General features: G+C 48.7%; 15 protein-coding genes. 7 read left to right on the top strand and 8 right to left on the bottom strand.

The genetic code is table 11. The features are described from left to right. Positions 1–224: 224 nt before the first annotated feature. The 4 genes from QZ331_RS05205 to folP form a co-directional block, all read right to left on the bottom strand. Positions 225–2564 carry a beta-galactosidase gene (locus QZ331_RS05205; protein WP_294628651.1) on the bottom strand — a complete coding sequence of 780 codons (2340 nt, stop codon included), beginning with the start codon at positions 2562–2564 and terminating at the stop codon, positions 225–227. A gap of 158 nt (positions 2565–2722) precedes the next feature. After that, positions 2723–3841: an ATP-binding protein gene (locus QZ331_RS05200; protein ID WP_294628649.1), complete on the bottom strand. Its 1119-nt coding sequence runs from the start codon at positions 3839–3841 to the stop codon at positions 2723–2725. Between the two features lie 116 nt (positions 3842–3957). Next, positions 3958–4722: a diadenylate cyclase CdaA gene (gene cdaA, locus QZ331_RS05195; RefSeq protein WP_294628647.1), complete on the bottom strand. Its 765-nt coding sequence runs from the start codon at positions 4720–4722 to the stop codon at positions 3958–3960. Positions 4723–4737: 15 nt separating this feature from the next. Then, a complete protein-coding gene (folP, locus tag QZ331_RS05190) occupies positions 4738–5604 on the bottom strand; it encodes a dihydropteroate synthase (protein WP_294628645.1) in 867 nt (288 codons plus the stop codon). Between the two features lie 94 nt (positions 5605–5698). Here folP and murF point away from each other — a divergent pair, with 94 nt between their 5' ends. Further along, positions 5699–6997: a UDP-N-acetylmuramoyl-tripeptide--D-alanyl-D-alanine ligase gene (gene murF / locus QZ331_RS05185; protein ID WP_294628643.1), complete on the top strand. Its 1299-nt coding sequence runs from the start codon at positions 5699–5701 to the stop codon at positions 6995–6997. Positions 6998–7090: 93 nt separating this feature from the next. Here the strand turns inward: murF and QZ331_RS05180 are convergent, their stop codons facing one another. Next, on the bottom strand, positions 7091–7477 hold the full coding sequence (locus QZ331_RS05180) for a hypothetical protein (RefSeq protein ID WP_294628641.1): 387 nt from the start codon (positions 7475–7477) through the stop codon (positions 7091–7093). 103 nt (positions 7478–7580) lie between these two features. Between QZ331_RS05180 and QZ331_RS05175 the strand changes: the two genes are divergently transcribed. The 3 genes from QZ331_RS05175 to QZ331_RS05165 all read left to right on the top strand — a co-directional run bounded on the left by QZ331_RS05175 (position 7581) and on the right by QZ331_RS05165 (position 11061). Continuing rightward, positions 7581–8951: a sodium-dependent transporter gene (locus tag QZ331_RS05175; RefSeq protein ID WP_294628638.1), complete on the top strand. Its 1371-nt coding sequence runs from the start codon at positions 7581–7583 to the stop codon at positions 8949–8951. Next, positions 8951–9868, top strand: coding sequence for a helix-hairpin-helix domain-containing protein (locus QZ331_RS05170; RefSeq protein ID WP_294628703.1), 918 nt, complete (start codon positions 8951–8953; stop codon positions 9866–9868). Before QZ331_RS05175 ends, QZ331_RS05170 begins: the two co-directional genes overlap by 1 nt. Before the next feature lie 146 nt (positions 9869–10014). Next, positions 10015–11061 (top strand): PDDEXK nuclease domain-containing protein, encoded by a 1047-nt coding sequence (locus QZ331_RS05165; protein ID WP_294628636.1) that lies wholly within the window; start codon positions 10015–10017, stop codon positions 11059–11061. Between the two features lie 29 nt (positions 11062–11090). On the opposite strand, the gene QZ331_RS05160 is transcribed toward QZ331_RS05165, so the two are convergent. The 3 genes from QZ331_RS05160 to QZ331_RS05150 are packed head-to-tail and all read right to left on the bottom strand — an operon-like array spanning position 11091 to position 14605. After that, the gene (locus QZ331_RS05160) at positions 11091–11744 is read right to left on the bottom strand and encodes an ABC transporter ATP-binding protein (protein WP_294628634.1); all 654 of its coding nucleotides are present in this window, start codon (positions 11742–11744) and stop codon (positions 11091–11093) included. 9 nt (positions 11745–11753) lie between these two features. Continuing rightward, positions 11754–12488, bottom strand: a complete 735-nt coding sequence (locus QZ331_RS05155; protein WP_294628632.1) for a tRNA threonylcarbamoyladenosine dehydratase — start codon at positions 12486–12488, stop codon at positions 11754–11756. Continuing rightward, positions 12470–14605, bottom strand: a complete 2136-nt coding sequence (locus QZ331_RS05150) for a cation:proton antiporter (protein ID WP_294628630.1) — start codon at positions 14603–14605, stop codon at positions 12470–12472. The genes QZ331_RS05155 and QZ331_RS05150 overlap by 19 nt, the downstream gene beginning before the upstream one ends. Positions 14606–15101: 496 nt before the next feature. On the opposite strand from QZ331_RS05150, the gene QZ331_RS05145 reads away from it, so the two are divergent. The 3 genes from QZ331_RS05145 to QZ331_RS05135 all read left to right on the top strand — a co-directional run bounded on the left by QZ331_RS05145 (position 15102) and on the right by QZ331_RS05135 (position 19158). Then, on the top strand, positions 15102–16109 hold the full coding sequence (locus QZ331_RS05145; protein ID WP_294628628.1) for an aspartate-semialdehyde dehydrogenase: 1008 nt from the start codon (positions 15102–15104) through the stop codon (positions 16107–16109). A 127-nt stretch (positions 16110–16236) separates the two neighbouring features. Next, the gene (locus tag QZ331_RS05140; protein WP_294628701.1) at positions 16237–17523 is read left to right on the top strand and encodes a lamin tail domain-containing protein; all 1287 of its coding nucleotides are present in this window, start codon (positions 16237–16239) and stop codon (positions 17521–17523) included. A gap of 78 nt (positions 17524–17601) precedes the next feature. Next, on the top strand, positions 17602–19158 hold the full coding sequence (locus tag QZ331_RS05135; protein ID WP_294628627.1) for a sulfatase: 1557 nt from the start codon (positions 17602–17604) through the stop codon (positions 19156–19158). The last annotated feature ends 233 nt before the right edge of the window (positions 19159–19391 follow it).

Genomic DNA, 19391 nt, shown 5'->3' with positions numbered 1-19391 from the left:
TTCTTTTTTATCTGTTTTTAGATTATTGCCCGATAAGATTGGCTTTTCTCTCTGCGCTTTTTGCGGAACACTATAGTGGAACGAACGGAACACTACAGTGTTTCTTGCGTTCCACTATAGTGTTCCGCAAGGACAACCATAGTGGAACGCAATACATATCACTGACGAATCATCTCTCCGCAGGCAACGGGGCGGAAAGAGACGAGGGTGGAAAAAACTGTGGTTCAGTACTTGAAATCGGCAGGTTTCACATAGACGCGGTATTCCTTAATCATGCCCGGATAGTGCTTTTCGGCACGCGGAAGATAACGGAAGCCTGTCACCGTCTGCACTTTGTCGAGGTCGATTACCAACTGGTGAGGATAGGCCACATTGTCCACCGTCATCCAGAAGGTAGACTCCTGCAGGTCGAACACCTTATCGGCCGTGCGGTTGCCGCTACGCGTTTCTTCGCTGTCGGCGTAACGAATCTTCCAGTGTTGGCGGGATACCGGCTTGCCGTCCGCACCGAGGACGTCGAGTTCGGCAACGGCGGCAATGTTGTCAGCGGCTTGCGGCGACAGTGCCTCCAGGCAGAAGAAACGCCCTTTCGCCGGAGCGGCAAAACGTACTTCCTGCCATCCGTTGCCGGGGGCAAACGCGCCTTCGTGTACGGCTTTCTCGCCGGACAGATTCAGTTTCTCGCCCTCCTTGCGGTGTGTTTCGGGTGCTTTTTCGCGCAGCACGTCAAGGATGGGGTTCTTCAAACCTCTGACGGATGCTTCCGAGGGGCCTTTCAGGTCTAAAACCAGAATCTCGTTTTCGCCCTCTTTCAGCCAGCAGCCCGGCATGAAGAGTGTCTGCTGGGGGCCGATTTCCCAGAAACGTCCCATCGCATGGCCGTTGACCCAAACCATCCCTTTGCCCCATGTGCTCATATCGAGGAAGGTATCGCCCACTTTATCGAGGTTGAAGGTGGCCTTGTAGTAGGCAGGCATGGCAGGCAGGAACTTGGTATGATGATATTTCTTGTCTTTGACGAAGGAGTAATCGACCGGGAAGTTATATATCGTCCAGTTTTTCAGTTCCTCGGTCCGGTCGGCCGAAATCAGTTCCACCTTTTCCGTAATCCCCTTGCGGTCGTGGATGGACTTGTCGAAGTTGACACGCCCCATCGCTTCGACAAGAATATCGAGCCGTGTGCCTTTCTTCAACGCGGGCAACGTCGTTGCAAACTCTCCTTTGCGACGGTCGAGACGGGCAAGGAGCTTGCCGTCGGCATATACCTGCGCCCAGTCGTGCACTTCGGTTATCTTCAGGACGGTGGCTGCGGCAACGGCTTCGGGCAAAGTGGTACGGTACAGGATTGTTCCCCATCCCTGGCCGAACTGTTCCATCGGCCGGATAGCTACCGAATGTTTCGCTTCCGGTAGATTGGAGAAAAGCGGGGCCGCCTGATTGAAATGGAATTCGGGAATCTCGATAACGGGCAATGCAGCAGGGACTTCAGGCAGCGATTCACCGGCGGGAAGGTAGTTTTTCAACAAGTCGCGCAGCAGGAAGTATTTCTCCGTCGTCCAGCCCGGCTCGCTGATGGGGGCGTCATAATCGTAAGAGTTGCACATGGCGGAATAAGCCGGATTGTTGGCTCCGCCCCAATGGCCGAAGGTGGTTCCGCCGTGGGTCATGTAGAGGCTGAAAGAGATGTTGCGGTCGAGCATATCCTTGATGCCTTGCACCATATCTTTGGCAGGACGCGTCTCGTGCTTGCGTCCCCAATGGTCGAACCAGCCGCTCCAGAATTCGCTGCACATCAGCGGAGTTTCGGGGCGCAGTTCTTTGAGTTTCCTGAATTGCTGGTCGATGTTGGCTCCCGTTCCGAAGTTCACCGTCCAGAGCAGGTCGTCGAGTGCGTTATTGGTGAAGTTGCTGCTCCAGTCGCATTGAAACAAAGGCACGTCGGTGAAACCGGCTTCGCGAACCAAATCGCGCACGGCGGATACATAGGGCTTGTCCGTCGCGTAGGAACCATACTCGTTTTCGACCTGCACCATGATGATGTTGCCGCCTTTGGTTACTTGCAACGGGGCCAGTTGCCTGCCCACTTCTTTCATGAAAATACCTACGCGTTCCATATAATAAGGGTCGAGCGTGCGCAGCGCCACGTCTTTCTTCTTCAACAGCCACCAGGGAAGGCCGCCCATCTCCCACTCCGCACATACGTACGGCCCGGGACGGACAATGACGTACATACCGTGCTTCTGTGCGGCACGGCAGAAGGCAGCAATGTCGTTCTGACCGGAGAAGTCAAACCTTCCTTCTTCCTGCTCATGGATGTTCCAAAAGATATAAATGCAGATGGCATTCATCCCCAATGCTTTGCACATTTCGATGCGGTGTTCCCAATAGGGCTGCGGGATACGGGTGTAATGCAGTTCGGCAGCCTTCACGACAAAGGGTTTGCCATCGAGCAGGAAGGTGTTCTTGCCCGCCTCAAATCTACGGGCGGTAGTTTGTGCCTGCACGCTACTGCTACAGAAAACGACTGTAAAAAGTACGAGTAAAGCAATGAATCTGTTTTTCATGGTTTATTCAAAAAAATATAAGATTTTAATAGTACTGGGGGCAAAGGTAGGCGATTCGCCCGAATGGAGGGGGGCAATTATCATTCAAAAAGGGTGGGAAATAGAGCAAAACGGCTTTCAACAAGCCTGTTCTGCCTCATTTCCACCGGATTCCAAAGTTATTGTCTTTCCAGCCAAAGACTGAAAAACTTATCATACACTTCGTAATAATCACGTTCTTTGGTGATGAAGTCTTTATCCAAAAGTCCGTTCACGGCCGATTTGACAGAGCTGGGAGAAGCCAGTCCGTAGCGTTTGCAAAACGCTCCCGAATTGACCGCCCTCGCTTTTCCTTCTTTATTGATGGCTATGAAAACTTCTTTCTGCTTTTCGGGCAACTGATACAGAAGTTCGGCATAGGTATCCGCAGTAAAGTTTACAATATAGTCGATGGCAGACTGTATCATATTCATTCCGCAAACGCCTTTCTCGGGTGTCTTTAAGAAAAGCACATTCATCACTTTCTGCAAATAAAATGTCCCACCTTCAAAGCGGTCGTACAATGCATCGACAACCTCCGGACACAAGCTCTTACGGTTTTCAGCGAAATGTCTGACCGCAAATTCGCGGTATTTATCTTTCGGGATGGGGGGAAGATTCATAATCGTCACACTCTGATAGAACGGACGGGAAGGGAAAGTGAAAATGTTGCCCATCAAGTGGCGTTGCGAACCGGCAAAAACAAAGTGGGCATTGCTGCAATACTGCACATAGGTACGCAACGTTGCCTCAACGGTGTCTTCGTCGTATTTTCCTATTTGCTGAAACTCGTCAATCGCTACCAGGCATGGTTTGTCCGCCTTCTGCAGATAATTGAATATTTCATCCAAAGACACCGCCGGATTGGTGATGTCTCCCAAACTGACAGACCATGAAGGCATTCCCGATATATCATAAGCAATACCTGCTTTCAAAGAGGAGATGGCATTGACAAACAATTCCCAAGATTGTCTTCCACGAGGTTTCAACTCTTCCAGAATAGCTTTCCCCAACTTGTTTACCAAATCACGCAAGGAACGGGTCGCGTAAATATCTACGATAAACGTATAGAAATGCTTGCTTATTTCCGGACGGGAAAAACAATGTCTGATTAAATCCGTTTTCCCATATCTTCGCGGAGAAATCAAGGCGATATTATTCCCGTTAAGCAGCATTGTTATCACATCCTCTGTCTCTTTCTCCCTATCGCAGAAGTACTTGTCAGATACATAACCATTCGTCACAAAAGGATTGTTCATATTCGTATTACATTGATTTCTGCAACAAAGATAGCCAATTTGCAGCAATGGTCAAAAGATGATGGTCATAAAATGACCATCATCTTTTGACCATTGTCTTATTCTTGTGATGTAAATCAGTCTTCTTTGGTCAGCAGGCTTTCCAGTTCCTCCGCATTCAGGCGAAGATAGAACTGTCCGCGATAGGCGACGGATATGGAGCCTGTCTCTTCGGAAACGATGATAGCGTGCGCGTCCGATTGTTGCGAGATTCCCATCGCCGCGCGATGGCGCAACCCTAATTCTTTGGGGATATTCAAATCATGGGATACGGGCAGGATGCATCCGGCGGCTTTGATGCGTTTGTTGCTGATTACCATAGCGCCGTCGTGCAGAGGACTGTTCTTGAAAAATATATTTTCAATCAAGCGCTGGTTGATTGATGCGTCGACAACTTCACCTGTACGGACTATTTCATCCAACGGAACGCTACGCTCCACGACAATCAATGCACCTACTTTCTGCTTGCCCATACTCAGGCAAGCCATCACCACCGGCATGATGTCATCGTGCTTCAAGGCATCTTTCTTTGAACCGTTGAAAAGATGCGCCAACGCACTGACGTGCCTGTGAGAACCTAAGGTCAGCAAGAAACGGCGTATCTCGTCCTGAAAAAGCACAATCAAGGCTATCACACCCACGTTTATCAAGGTGTCGAAGATAGACCCCAACAGTTTCATATCCAACACCTGAGTCACAACGAGCCAAATCAACATAAAAACAAGAATGCCGGTGAAAACCTTGATGGAACCGGATGCTTTCATCAGTTTGTAGGTGTAATACAACAGCAAAGCTACCAGCAGAATATCTATAAAATCTTTTATGCCAAACTCAAAAAACATACTATCTTCTTCCTTTTATTTGCAATACAAACGCTCCTTTTTCAACTTTTCCGTGATGCGAACGGCCTCCACGGCTTCACGCACGTCGTGTACGCGAAGTATATGCGCGCCCTTCATCAAGGCAACCGTATCCAATACGGTAGTCCCGTTCAGCGAATCCTGCGGGGTTCCGCCTAATAATTTATAAATCATCGATTTTCGCGACACTCCCACCAAAACGGGCAGTTCGAATATACGGAACTCTTCCAGGTGTGCCATCAGTTCGTAGTTATGCTCCAATGTCTTTCCGAATCCGAAGCCCGGGTCGAGAACAATGTCCTTCACACCCAAATCGCGCAGTTGCTGCACTTTGCGGGCAAAATACAGAAACACTTCCTTTATCAGATTATCGTAATGGGGGGCGTGCTGCATATTTTGCGGAGTTCCCTGCATATGCATCATGATGTAAGGCACTCCCAACCGGGCTACCGTAGGAAACATCCGGTCGTCCATCTCACCGGCAGCGATGTCGTTGATGATAGCGACGCCATATTCTTTCACACATTGTTCCGCCACATCGGCACGGAAGGTATCAACGGAAATAAGGACGTCAGGATGATTGCGGTTGAGAATTTCCAATCCGGTGCGAAGCCTGCGCATCTCCTCTTCGGCAGAGATATGCTCGGCGTCGGGACGCGAAGAATAGGCCCCTATATCAATAATGGAGGCACCTTCGTCGATAATTTGCCGGGCACGGGCGGCAATGTCCTCTTCGGTCTGCATCCGGCTGCCGGAATAAAAAGAATCGGGAGTCACATTCAGGATACCCATCACCTGCGGAACAGTGAGGTCGAGCAAGCGCCCTTTTACATTTATATAAATAGGAGATACAGGTTTCATCATTGATACTATTCCTTTTAGATTGTTGCAAATGTAGAGAAATAATCCGAAAGAATCTTCTATCTTTGCCGCGTTTTTTAATCAATAAGCGCTGGTTATGAATCTTACTGACCTTTACCCAATATTCCAGAAGTGCCAGTCGGTCACTACCGACAGCCGGAACTGCCCGGAAGGCTCCTTGTTTATCGCTTTGAAAGGCGAATCGTTCAACGGTAATGCATTTGCTGAGAAAGCATTAGATTCGGGATGCGCATATGCCATCATCGACGAAGCCGCATATGCCGCAGAAGGCGACTGCCGATACATCCTTGTAGACGACTGCCTGCAAACCTTGCAACAACTTGCCAACTACCACCGCCGCCAACTCGGCACACGTGTCATCGGAATCACCGGAACAAACGGGAAGACAACGACCAAAGAATTGATTTCGTCCGTTCTCTGCAAAGCCCATAACGTATTGTACACCTTAGGCAATCTCAACAACCACATCGGCGTGCCGCTCACCCTGCTCCGCCTGAAACCGGAACATGACCTTGCCGTCATTGAAATGGGAGCCAACCATCAGGGAGAAATCAAGTTTCTTTGCGGAATAGCCGAACCCGATTACGGTATCATCACCAATGTAGGCAAAGCCCACCTGGAAGGATTCGGCTCTTTTGAAGGGGTTATCAAGACGAAAGGAGAGCTTTACGACTTCCTGCGCAAGAAAGGGGAATCCACCGTTTTCATCCACCACGACAATCCTTATCTGATGAACATAGCCAATGGATTGGACTTAGTGTCTTATGGTACGCAAGAGGGACTGTACATCAACGGACGCATTACGGACAACTCTCCTTTCCTCACTTTCGAATGGAAAGCAGGCAAAGAGGGGGAGACTCACCAGGTGCGCACGCAGTTAATCGGAGAATATAACTTCGCAAATGCCTTAGCCGCCATCACCATCGGCCGTTTCTTTGGAGTGGAGGCGCAAAAGATAGATGAGGCCTTAGCGGAATATACCCCTCAGAACAACCGTTCCCAACTCAAAAAGACAGCAGATAACACGCTGATTATCGACGCTTACAATGCAAACCCGACCAGCATGATGGCTGCCTTGCAAAACTTCCGCAACATGACCGTGCCCCATAAAATGCTTTTATTGGGAGATATGAGAGAGCTTGGCACCGAAAGCGCTGCCGAACATCAGAAGATAGCAGATTACATCAAAGAGAGTAACTTTGAACAAGTATGGCTGGTAGGCGAACAGTTTGCAGTCGCACAGCATTCTTTTAAAACATACGCCAATGTGCAGGAAGTCATCAAAGAACTGGAAACCCATAAACCGAAAGGATACACCATCCTCATCAAAGGCTCAAACGGTATCAGACTCAGTTCGACAGTAGAACATCTATAAATGAGTTCCACATAAATCGGAGTAATTCCATTACAACTGAGTTATAACCCGATATTATAGCTCAGTTGTCACTCAAATCTCCTCCTTCCGCACTTACTTTATTATCTTAAGCCTAATAGCCAGCAATGCACTCAAACTTGCCAAAAGCGCTCCTGTGAAATTGGCAGCAAAGTCCATCCAGTCTCCCCCGCGATAATCCGTGCAATACTCTTGCAGCAATTCCACACATCCGCTGAAAAGAACAGGGCAAAGGAAAGCACCCACCCATGCGTGCCACATCGGTGCATACTCTCTGCGGTGTGCCCGCAAAAACTCCAGCCATAACATCCCCGACATCCCGAAATACATACAGATATGAACCAACTTGTCCAGGTTGGGAATCTCATTCAAATCCGTCTTGGGCGGCTTGAAAAAAGAGAGGTAAATCACCGCCAATATGATTAAAAGCGAAACGGGATATTTCTTAATATAAGATAGCATACCTAAATAATATTACAAATCCGGTGCAAATATAAGTATCATTTTCTATATTTGCGATTTAATACGTATTATTTATAACGATTTGTAAGAGAGAACAAGATTTATGACAAAAAGTGATAGAGCAAACTTTGGCAGCAAATTAGGCGTGATACTTGCTTCCGCCGGCTCGGCGGTAGGCTTGGGAAATATCTGGAGATTTCCTTATGAAACCGGCAATCATGGCGGCGCAGCCTTTATTTTAATTTATTTAGGCTGTGTGCTTCTTCTCGGACTTCCCATCCTGATTGCCGAGTTCCTTATCGGTCGCCGTTCGAGGGCAAACACCGCAGGCGCCTATCAGGAACTTGCCCCCGGCACACATTGGCGTTGGGTGGGACGCATGGGGGTTTTAGCCGGATTCCTGATACTAAGTTACTACTCGGTAGTGGCAGGATGGACGCTTGAATACATTTTCGAAGCAGTTATCAACGGCTTCTCCGGTAAAACGTCGGGTGAGTTCATCACTTCTTTCCAAGATTTTTCCAGCAATCCGTGGCGTCCCGTGGGATGGTTGATGGCGTTTCTGCTGATTACCCATTTTATCATTGTCAAAGGGGTGGAGAAAGGTATCGAGAAATCTTCCAAGATTATGATGCCCGCCTTGTTCATTATCATACTCATATTGGTAGTCTGTTCGGTTACCCTGCCGGGAGCCGGTGCAGGGATTGAATTTCTGCTGAAACCGGATTTCAGCAAAGTGGACGGAAATGTATTCCTCAGCGCTATGGGACAGGCCTTCTTCTCCCTCAGCTTGGGAATGGGTTGCCTCTGTACGTATGCTTCCTATTTCAGCAAAGAGACCAACTTAGCTAAAACTGCCTTCAGTGTAGGTATCATTGATACTTTGGTGGCGATATTGGCAGGCTTTATCATTTTTCCGGCAGCGTTCTCCGTAGGTATCCAGCCCGGTTCGGGGCCGAGCCTTATCTTTATCACACTGCCCAATGTATTCCAGCAGGCCTTTGGCGGGATTCCCCTATTGGCTTATATATTCTCGGTGATGTTCTATACCTTGTTGGCTATGGCTGCATTGACTTCCACCATTTCCCTGCACGAAGTGGTGACGGCTTATCTGCATGAGGAATTCAAGTTCTCCCGCGCAAAAGCGGCAAGGATGGTCACCGGCGGATGTATATTCTTAGGGATATTCTGTTCGTTATCTTTAGGCGTAACGAAAGGATTCACCATCTTCGGATTGGGGACATTCGACCTTTTCGACTTTGTAACGGCTAAAATCATGCTGCCGCTTGGAGGATTGTGCATTTCGGTCTTCACGGGATGGTATCTCGACCGACAGGTGGTGTGGTCGGAAATAACCAATGACGGGACTTTGAAAGTTCCCGTCTACAGACTTATCATCTTTATATTAAGGTATATCGCTCCGGTTGCCATCGCACTGATATTCATCAACGAGTTAGGACTTATCAAGCTATGATGTGGAAAGAATTCTTATATTTCACCAAGGCCGAACGACAAGGAATTATTGTCCTTGTCGTTCTTATTTTGGCAGTGTTGGCAATTCCCAAACTCTCCACGCTTTTCAGCACTTCCCAAGAGACGGACGGGGCAGCACAAAAGAAGTTCGAGAAAGAGTATCGTGAGTTTATCGCTTCACTCGAAGAGACAAAGCCCCGTCGGCAATCTGCCGGCAACGCTTTCCCGACTTCTTTCAAGAGGGAAATCAAACTTGCCGCCTTTGACCCGAACACTGCCGATTCTCTCACTTTCCTTTCTCTCGGGTTGCCGCCGTGGATGATTAAGAACATCCTGCGCTATCGCGCCAGGCAGGGACGGTTCCGCCAACCGAAAGACTTCCGGAAGATATACGGACTGACCGAAGAACAATACCAGACGTTGCTTCCCTATATCCGGATTGCGGAAAGTCCTCTCCACAAAGACACAGTAGAGTTATTAACCGTATCCAACGTACAACGGGACAGCATATTCAAATACCAACCCGGCACGGTTGTCTGCCTCAACTCTGCCGACACCACCGAACTAAAGAAGATTCCCGGTATCGGAAGCGGCATTGCGCGAAGGATTGTAAATTACCGTACACAGTTGGGAGGGGCTTTCTGCAAGATAGAGCAGTTGCAGGAGATTCACCTGAAAGCCGAGAAACTGCGCCCCTGGTTTTCCATCGATAGTAGCCAGATACAACGCATCAACTTGAACAAGGCAAGCCTGGAGCGGATGATGCGCCATCCGTACATTAATTTCTACCAGGCGAAAGTCATTGTAGAATACCGGAAAAAGAGAGGAAACATAAAAAGCCTGAAACAATTATCGCTCTATGAAGAATTCACTCCGGCAGATTTTGAACGTCTTGAACCTTACGTCTGCTTTGATTAATAAGAGTCTGCTTAATTTTCACTCGAAAACAACGCGGCAGAGGATAAAAAAGAGCAACTGAGACGAGTAATATTAAGAATAAGCGGAAGAACAAGACTACTCTTTCGCTTATTTATGTACCTTTGCGTATAAATGATTATAACACAATGAAAAAAAGCGATATTTCCATATATAATTCTGATTTTATACAAGAAATCAAACGCATCGTAACGCAAGCCCGTCAAAGAGCATATACTGCAATTAACTCAGCAATGGTCGAGGCTTATTGGCAGATGGGCAAGCGCATCGTGGAGCAGGAGCAACAGGGAAAAGACCGCGCCGATTATGGGTCGCAGTTGTTGAAATCGCTCTCGAAAGAACTTACTACAGAGTTCGGCAAAGGATTTTCTGTACCTAGTTTATATAGCTATCGCTCGTTCTACCTGCTCTTTCCCGAGATATTCTCCACACCGTGGAGAATTTTGACATGGTCGCATTACAAGCGGCTATTAAGCGTTTCCAATGCTGAAGCTCGCGCATGGTATCTGAAAGAGGCTGCCGAGCAGATGTGGAGCTACCGCACACTCGACCGTAATATCGGCTCGCAGTATTATGAGCGGTTGCTACTTTCGCAATACAAGGAGACAATAGCTTCCGAAATGAAGACTTTGACCGCCCCATTCGAGCACGACTGCATGGAGTTCATCAAGAACCCGACCGTCGCCGAGTTCATAGGTCTTGTGCCCAACAGCGATTTCACGGAATCAGATTTGGAAAAAGCCATCATCGGCAATCTGCAAAAATTCCTGCTCGAATTGGGTAAAGGCTTTTCGTTCGTCGCACGGCAGAAATTAGTCCGTACCGAAAAGAAAGATTACTTCATCGACCTTGTTTTCTACAACTATATACTCAAATCGTTCGTGCTAATCGACCTCAAAACGACGACTATCACACACCAAGACGTCGGACAGATGGATATGTACGTAAGAATGTACGACGAGCGAGTGCGCGGCGAAGGCGATAATCCGACCATCGGCCTTGTCCTCTGTTCGGAGACCGACGAAGACATCGCCCGTTACTCCGTCCTGCACGATAACGATAGATTGTTCGCTTCGAAATATATGCTCTATATGCCGACCGAAAAGGAATTGCGTGAAGAACTCGAACGGCAAAAAGAATTTTATCGATTGCAGCACAATACAAACGAGCTATAATAAGGAATAAGGCGTCAGGTCATACACCCTTATTCTTTAATCATACCATCCACCATATGTACCGTCCGGTCGGTGATTTGGGCAAGTCCCTCGTCGTGGGTGACGATGACGAACGTCTGTCCCAACCTGTCTCTCAAGTCAAAAAACAACTGGTGCAAATCTTCTTTGTTGTGCGTATCAAGGCTTCCTGACGGTTCGTCGGCCAGGATTACGGCCGGATTGTTGATGAGAGCACGTGCCACGGCCACCCGCTGTTTCTCTCCGCCCGACAACTCGTTGGGCTTGTGCAAAGCACGGCCGGCAAGTCCCATAAACGTCAATATCTTCATGGCGCGGTCGTTTGCCTCTTTTGAGGAGACGCCGGCTATAAACGCAGGAATCATCACATTCTCCACGGCGGTAAACTCCGGCAAAAGTTGATGAAACTGGAACACGAAACCGATATTCCTGTTGCGGAAAGCAGCCAATTCCTTCTCTTTCATCCGGCTGACTACCGTTCCGGCAATCTCCACCGTGCCCACATCGGGTTCGTCCAAAGTACCCATAATCTGCAACAGCGTGGTCTTGCCCGCCCCACTCGGCCCTACGATGCTGACAATCTCACCCTTATTGATTTCCAAATCAATCCCTTTCAGCACTTGCAACGAACCGAAACTTTTCGTAATTCCTTCTAATTTTATCATAACAGCCTTTTATAATCGTTTAATGACATATTCTGCCAGGTAACACCCGAACACGGCGGGCATATAACTGACCGTTCCGCAGGTGGATTTCTTATTCTGTTCCTCATCCGTCAGCAGCACGGCTTTCGGGTCTGCCTGTTCGGTGCTGAATACTACCGGAAGTTTCCGTTTCATTCCCATTTTCTGCAAACGTTTCCGTACCGCTTTGCTCAGTCCGCAATGATACGTGTCCCAAAGGTCGGCAAAGTGAACCTGGGTAATATCGCTCTTCGCCCCCGCTCCCATACTGGAGACAATTCGGATGCGCCGCTTCATCGCTTCACAAATCAGATAGCACTTCGGGCTGATGGTATCGATGGCATCGACAATAAAATCGTACTTGCCGTCATCCAGCAGCTGGGGGATGTTTTCATCTTTCAGATACACCGGAAAAACGGTCAGCTCTATATCCGGATTAATATCCTTATAGCGGGCAGCCAATGCTTCCGCCTTCGGCATCCCCAAAGTGGAATGCAGGGCAGGCAATTGCCTGTTTATGTTGGTGGGTTGCACCGTATCGGCATCGACAATCGTCATCCGCCCTACTCCCGCACGGCAAATCATCTCGGCGGCATAAGCGCCTACTCCGCCCAGCCCCACTACGAGCACGTGGGCGTTGCGGATGCGGTTCATCTTCTCTTCGCCGAGAAGAAGTTCCGTCCTTTGTTGCCAGTTCTCTTTTTCCATCAGTTTTTCTTTAACCATTTATAGAACCATTTGCCGACCTTTTCGTAATGCTGTGACTCATTATGTCCGAGAGGGTCGGAGAAAGAGACAATCTCCTGCGGCTCACCGAACTGGTCGGGATACAATACAATCAAACTATTATTGGAGAAGTATTTTCCGAGTTGCGCAGGCAGACGTTCAAAAGAGGTGTCGTAGGAAATCGACCCCCGGCGGGCGGAAACAACCACCAACAGATGGTCGTAGTTCACCTGTCCTGTCAAGAGAAGAAGGTCTTCCCATTCGTCGAGCGCAGTAAACTCCGCCGACATTCCCGCATACTTCTTCTGCACAAGTTGGCGGAGCCTCATCAATGTCCGATCGTTGGCGAGAAAATGCACGCGGCATCCCAAGATGCTTCCCATGCGGCAGAAGTGCTCCACCCATTTCGCAAACCCCGTCTCATACTCGGCTTTCGGCGGAACGGCAATATGGATTCGCCGCAAGGTATTCACCGGCATCAGAAATTTGGCAATCATCACTTCGCGGTGTGTGCCTTTGAGCAGACTCTCTGCCAGGTGTCCGAAGAAAGAGTCTACAATGTTGGCCTTACGGTGCAGACCGATGACCACATCCGTAGCCTCATACTCCTTTATCGTATGGATAATACCCGAAGCGATGTTCAAATCATAACGGCTCACCATCGTGACGGGCACATCGGCTGCGGCGGCAATCATCGCCGCCTTTTCCAGATTGCGTTTTCCCTGCGACTCTTTCTTTCCGGAGCTGTTATTGTCGTTGATAACGTTAAGGGCTATCAGTGCATTCTTCTGTTTGGCATCCTTTATCACCAATGCGAGGTTGACCAGTTCTTCAATCGTGTCCGGATTGGCTACCGGAATCAGTATCTGCTCATTGTTTTTGCGGGTCTCCTCTTCTTCCGGCTGCGCCGTTTCATTCAGGGCAAAGCGCCGTGCCGCACGCTCGGTCACCAACGAACTGATGACGCAAGTGAAAAGAATCATCACGACCGTACCGTTGAGTACATCGTCGTTCAACAGGCGTTCGCCATTGTCCATCACAATTCCGTGCCCAATCAGCACTGCCGCCAACGTGGCTGCCGCCTGCGCATTGCTCAAGCCGAACATCATATTCCGCTCGTTGGGGTGCATACCGTAGATTTTCTGTGTAATCCATGCGGCGAGCCATTTGCTAAAGGTGGCCACCACTGTCATGACTGCCGCCACTTTCAGCGCCTCGCCGCCGGCAAACAGGCTTCTTACATCAATTATCATCCCCACCCCAATCAGGAAATAAGGGATAAACAATGCATTCCCCACAAACTCCAGACGATTCATCAGAGGAGATACGTGAGGAATCAGCCGGTTCAGCACCAGGCCGGCAAGGAAAGTGCCCAAAATGCCCTCCATCCCGACAAACTCCATCAGCCCGCCACCGAGAAAGACCATTGCCAGCACAAACACGAACTGCATCACGCTGTCGTCGTACTTCCGGAAGAACCAACGCCCGATACGGGGAAAAAAGAATACAATCAGAAAGCCGAGGAAGGCCACTTTCGCCACAAGAAATCCCCAAAACCATCCGTCGACACCGCCTTTGAACATACCGCCTATGACTGCAAGGATTATCAAGGCAAGAGTCACCGTCACTGCCGTGCCGCCGATGGTGATGTTGACACTGCGCAAGCGCGACAATCCGTAACGGCTGACGATGGGATAAGCAATCAACGTATGAGAGGCGTACATACTGGCAAGCAGCACCGCCGTAAGAAAACCGTAGCCCAGCATACTCATGCTGCTCCATATACCCAGCCCCATCGGAATAAGAAAGGTGAGCCAGCCGAATACAACGCTTTTCGTCCGGTTTTTCTTAAAGTCTTCCATATCCATCTCAAGCCCGGCAAGGAACATGATGTAGTGCAAGCCCACTTTGCCGAAGAGTTCGAAACTGCTGTCGCGGTCGAGCACATGGAAACCGTGTTCGCCAATCACCACACCCGCCAAAATCATGCCTATGATGTGAGGAATATGCAAACGACCCAGAATCATGGGAGCAAAGAGAATGATAATCAGTACCAGAAAGAATACCCAGGTGGGGTCGGCAATCGGCAAGGTTAAATTAAAATCAAACAGGCTCATAGGCTTTGGCTTTAGGAATTCACAATGCAAAGGAACAAAAAAGTTTGCATACCACCAATAAGTTGATATCCGATATAGACTCATATCAGCAACAACCGGCATGAGATTTTCATTTCTTTCTCCCGTATGCACGATTCGTTCCATTGCCTGCAAGAATCATCCTTACTGCCTGTCGTTTTTGCGTTCCACTATAGTGTTCCGCAAAAAACACTATAGTTTCCCTTTCGGAACACTATAGTGGAACGCAAAGACAACTATAGTGGAACGAAATAAAAGCAGGAAGCAAAACAAATCTGTTCAGGCATCCGGGACAAAAGTTTCAGGCTATTTCAACAGCAGTTTTACCAATTACCTCTAAAAACGAACTGCCGTATAACTTTTTCTTATCTGAAATACTTATTATACGGCAAAATGTTATACTTTTGCAACCAAATCTCTTCTATTCGACAGTGTGAGGAGGAGAAATTCAATATTCACAATTTAACAAAAGAAAAAGATGAAAGTAGCTATTGTTGGCGTAAGCGGAGCCGTGGGACAGGAATTCCTGCGTGTGCTCGATGAAAGAAATTTCCCGTTGGACGAGTTAGTTTTGTTCGGTTCTAAACGTAGTGCCGGAACGACTTATACTTTCCGCGGTAAACAAATCGAGGTGAAACTCTTACAACACAACGATGACTTTAAAGGGGTAGACATTGCTTTCACTTCTGCCGGAGCAGGAACATCTAAGGAGTTTGAAAAGACAATCACCAAGTATGGTGCTGTAATGATAGACAATTCCAGCGCATTCCGTATGGATGAAGATGTACCTTTGGTAGTGCCCGAAGTAAATGCCGAAGACGCATTGGAACGTCCTCGCGGCGTCATTGCCAACCCGAACTGTACAACAATCCAAATGGTAGTTGCACTGAAAGCCATCGAACAACTTTCTCATATAAAAACCGTGCACGTGTCTACCTACCAGGCTGCAAGCGGCGCAGGTGCCGCCGCTATGGACGAGTTGTACGAACAATACCGCCAAGTATTGGCCAACGAACCTGTCACCGTAGAGAAGTTTGCCTATCAGTTGGCTTTCAATCTGATTCCGCAGATTGACGTGTTCACGGAAAACGGCTATACGAAGGAGGAGATGAAGATGTATAACGAGACACGCAAAATCATGCACTCCGACATCAAGGTAAGCGCCACCTGCGTACGTGTCCCCGCCTTGCGTGCTCACTCCGAAAGTATCTGGGTAGAGACCGAACGTCCGATTTCCGTAGAAGAAGCCCGCGAAGCATTTGCCAAAGGCGAAGGACTGATTCTTCAGGACAACCCTGCCGAGAAGGAATATCCGATGCCGTTGTTCTTAGCAGGTAAAGACCCGGTTTACGTAGGACGTATCCGCAAAGACCTGACAAACGAAAACGGGCTGAGTTTCTGGATTGTAGGCGACCAGATAAAGAAAGGCGCCGCTCTGAACGCTGTTCAGATTGCCGAATATCTGATTAAAGTCAAAAACATTTAATACACAGTGGCGGCGGTGCGTCTCTTGATACACCGCCGTCATAGTTACAACTTTCCGAACCGCAATTGCTTTTGCGACATCGACAAACAAATACGGTTTCATGAAAAACACCTTTAAACAGAATCGTATGGACATCCGCAAAGCATTTACACTTCTTCTAAGTCTTTTCCTTCTTTCACTCCACAGTTGTTCGCGACTTTACGAGGACGAATCTTTGGAAGAGAAAGACAACATCACCGCCCTGCTCCCGTGGAAAGGTGAAACAGACAAATTCACAATCAGCCCCCAAGAAGGCATCCGCCTGAACGCCCCGCAGGAAGAGAGCGGAACGGCGTATATCACCATCCCGTCCACCACTGTAAGAAATACCCGTTGGGAATTTGGCGTGTGCCTCACCTTCAATCCCTCTTCCTACAATTACGCCCGGTTTTATCTGGCGTCATCCTCCGAAGTCCTGTCCGGCAATCTGAACGGATACTTTATACAGATAGGCGGAGCCAAAGACAACGTGGGGCTTTACCGCCAGGACGACGGACAACCGAAACTGTTGGCTTCGGGAAGGGAACTCATGAAAGGAAACAACTCGCCGAAACTATCTATAAAGGTAGAATGCGACAACAACGGTTACTGGACTTTCTGGACACGGCTGGATACCGAAAAGGAGTACACCGAAGAGAAAAGAGTAAAAGACACCGGCCTGCAAAGTTCGGTCTGCGCAGGTATCTATTGCGTTTATACCAAAACGCGTCGTCAAGGTTTCAGATTCCACCATGTGCAACTGACCAGGGATATATCTTCCGGCAATGCTCCGGACGGGACTGACCCTCCGGCAGAGCCGTCTCTTCCCGATTATCCGAAAGAGGTGAGAAATCTGCTGTCGTTCAACGAAGTAATGTACGACAATGCAACCGACGGTGCGGAGTATATCGAACTCTACAATCCATCCGCCTCTCCTGTTTCCGTTGCGGCGTTAAAGTTTATCAGATATGTCGATACAGGCTTCGGTTCCACCACGACCAAGACTTCGGTCGTACTGCAACAAGCAGACGGCAACCGGCAGATTCAGGTTCCTCCTTACGGCTACATCTGCCTGACGAAGTATGCCGCCAAACTTGTCAGCAAGCACAAAGCCGACGGAAAGACAATTGTGGAAATAGCCAATTTCCCTAAACTTACGAATGAGGACAGCTATATAGCCATCATGACCGATGAAGAAGAATCGCGGCTGATTGACAAGTGCAGCTATTTCGAGTCGATGCACACTTCGGGCAACAAAAGACATCAAGGTATATCGCTCGAAAAACTCTCGCCCGAATTATCTTCTTCAACCCGGAAGAACTGGCGTTCTTCCGACGATGTTACCGGAGGAACACCGGGAGCCGCCAACTCTTCGCTCGTTACTCCGCTTTTTTAGTCTATAAAATGTGTATCTTTGCCAGCGCAGAGAATGCACGAACGATTGTTTGCCCAACGAAATACGTCACAAAACATTATGGATAAAAAAGCATTATACTCCCTCGCACTTGTACCGCTTGCTGCCTTCCCACTGCAAGCAAAGGACCGTACACCGGCAAAGGACGAAACGAAACGTCCCAACATCATCCTGTTTATGGTGGACGACATGGGGTGGCAAGACACCTCGCTTCCTTTCTGGAAACAGAAAACACACTACAACGAACGATACGAAACGCCCAACATGGAACGGCTCGCCCGGCAGGGAATGATGTTTACCCAAGCATATGCCAACAGCATCAGCTCTCCCACCCGATGCAGCCTCATCACCGGAACAAACGCCGCACGCCACCGGGTCACCAACTGGACATTGCAAAAAAACACGATGACCGACCGTGAAGACTCGCTACTTGCCGTACCCGACTGGAATTATAACGGTGTAAGCCAAGTGCCCGGCACCGCCAACACGTATGTCGGAACTTCCTTCGTGCAAATTCTGAAAGCGCACGGCTATCACACCATCCACTGCGGAAAGGCCCACTTCGGCGCCATCGACACCCCGGGAGAGAGCCCGCTCCACTGGGGATTTGAAGTCAATATTGCCGGACACGCCGCCGGCGGGCTTGCCAGCTATTTGGGAGAAGAGAACTACGGACACACCAAAGACGGCAAACCCATATCACTCATGGCAGTGCCCGGACTGGAGAAATACTGGGGAACGGAAACCTTCGTGACCGAAGCATTGACCCTTGAAGCCCTGAAAGCGCTGGACAAAGCCCCAAAATACAACCAACCTTTCTTTCTCTATATGTCGCAGTATGCCGTCCATATTCCCTTGAATAAAGATATGCGTTTCTATGAGAAGTACAAGAAAAAAGGCCTGACCGACCACGAAGCGGCCTACGCCACACTTATCGAAGGTATGGACAAGAGCCTGGGCGACCTGATGGACTGGCTGGAGAAAAACGGAGAAGCCGACAACACCGTCATCATCTTTATGAGCGACAACGGCGGACTTGCCTCTTCACCTTATTGGCGCGACGGCAAACTGCACACGCAGAATTATCCTTTAACCAGTGGCAAAGGTTCTCTTTATGAAGGCGGTATCCGCGAACCGATGATTGTCAGTTGGCCGGGAGTGGTGGCACCGGGCAGTCGATGCGACAGTTACTTGCTGATTGAAGACTTCTACCCCAGCATCCTCGAAATGGCGGGAATCAAGAAGTATAAAACCGTTCAGCCAATAGACGGTGTCAGCTTCCTGCCTCTTCTGAAACAAACAGGCAACCCGTCCGAAAACAGAAGCCTTTTCTGGAATATGCCCAACAACTGGGGAAACGACGGGCCGGGTATCAACTTCAACTGTGCCGTACGCAACGGCGACTGGAAACTGATTTATTATTATGGAAGCGGGAAAAAAGAGTTGTTCAACATAGCCGACGACATTGGTGAAAGCAAAGACCTCAGCACGCAACATCCGGACATCGTCAGAAAGTTATCCAAAGAATTGGGCAGCTATCTGAGAAAAACGGATGCACAGCGTCCCGTTGTCAAAGCAACAGGCAAACCCTGTCCGTGGCCCGACGAAAGTAATTAACTCCTGAAAAGAAAGAAACAGCGTGTCGTTCGGGTGTAGAATTATTCCCCACCCGAACAACACACTTTCCACACATTCCCCATTATCCGCCACACACGGTTTGTACACTGAGCAGACACCATCGCACTGTATAGCAACTACTTACTATTTTTTCTCTCTTTCTGGCACGCACTTTGAACTTTATGTAAGTGTGAATGTTAATACAACAGTTACCGATTCCTTAACTTAAAATG

The sequence above is a fragment of the uncultured Bacteroides sp. genome, assembly GCF_910586915.1.
Classification (GTDB): Bacteria; Bacteroidota; Bacteroidia; order Bacteroidales; family Bacteroidaceae; genus Bacteroides.
This window is presented reverse-complemented; position numbering and strand designations above follow the sequence as displayed.

Excerpts from the sequence above, each read along its gene's own strand:
- QZ331_RS05160 (WP_294628634.1), bottom strand. The coding sequence starts at position 11,744 with ATGATAAAATTAGAAGGAATTACGAAAAGTTTCGGTTCGTTGCAAGTG.
- QZ331_RS05155 (WP_294628632.1), bottom strand. The coding sequence starts at position 12,488 with ATGGTTAAAGAAAAACTGATGGAAAAAGAGAACTGGCAACAAAGGACG.
- QZ331_RS05180 (WP_294628641.1), bottom strand. The coding sequence starts at position 7,477 with ATGCTATCTTATATTAAGAAATATCCCGTTTCGCTTTTAATCATATTG.
- murF (WP_294628643.1), top strand. The coding sequence starts at position 5,699 with ATGAATCTTACTGACCTTTACCCAATATTCCAGAAGTGCCAGTCGGTC.
- QZ331_RS05135 (WP_294628627.1), top strand. The coding sequence starts at position 17,602 with ATGGATAAAAAAGCATTATACTCCCTCGCACTTGTACCGCTTGCTGCC.
- QZ331_RS05200 (WP_294628649.1), bottom strand. The coding sequence starts at position 3,841 with ATGAACAATCCTTTTGTGACGAATGGTTATGTATCTGACAAGTACTTC.
- QZ331_RS05140 (WP_294628701.1), top strand. The coding sequence starts at position 16,237 with ATGGACATCCGCAAAGCATTTACACTTCTTCTAAGTCTTTTCCTTCTT.
- cdaA (WP_294628647.1), bottom strand. The coding sequence starts at position 4,722 with ATGTTTTTTGAGTTTGGCATAAAAGATTTTATAGATATTCTGCTGGTA.
- folP (WP_294628645.1), bottom strand. The coding sequence starts at position 5,604 with ATGATGAAACCTGTATCTCCTATTTATATAAATGTAAAAGGGCGCTTG.
- QZ331_RS05170 (WP_294628703.1), top strand. The coding sequence starts at position 8,951 with ATGTGGAAAGAATTCTTATATTTCACCAAGGCCGAACGACAAGGAATT.
- QZ331_RS05165 (WP_294628636.1), top strand. The coding sequence starts at position 10,015 with ATGAAAAAAAGCGATATTTCCATATATAATTCTGATTTTATACAAGAA.
- QZ331_RS05205 (WP_294628651.1), bottom strand. The coding sequence starts at position 2,564 with ATGAAAAACAGATTCATTGCTTTACTCGTACTTTTTACAGTCGTTTTC.
- QZ331_RS05150 (WP_294628630.1), bottom strand. The coding sequence starts at position 14,605 with ATGAGCCTGTTTGATTTTAATTTAACCTTGCCGATTGCCGACCCCACC.
- QZ331_RS05145 (WP_294628628.1), top strand. The coding sequence starts at position 15,102 with ATGAAAGTAGCTATTGTTGGCGTAAGCGGAGCCGTGGGACAGGAATTC.
- QZ331_RS05175 (WP_294628638.1), top strand. The coding sequence starts at position 7,581 with ATGACAAAAAGTGATAGAGCAAACTTTGGCAGCAAATTAGGCGTGATA.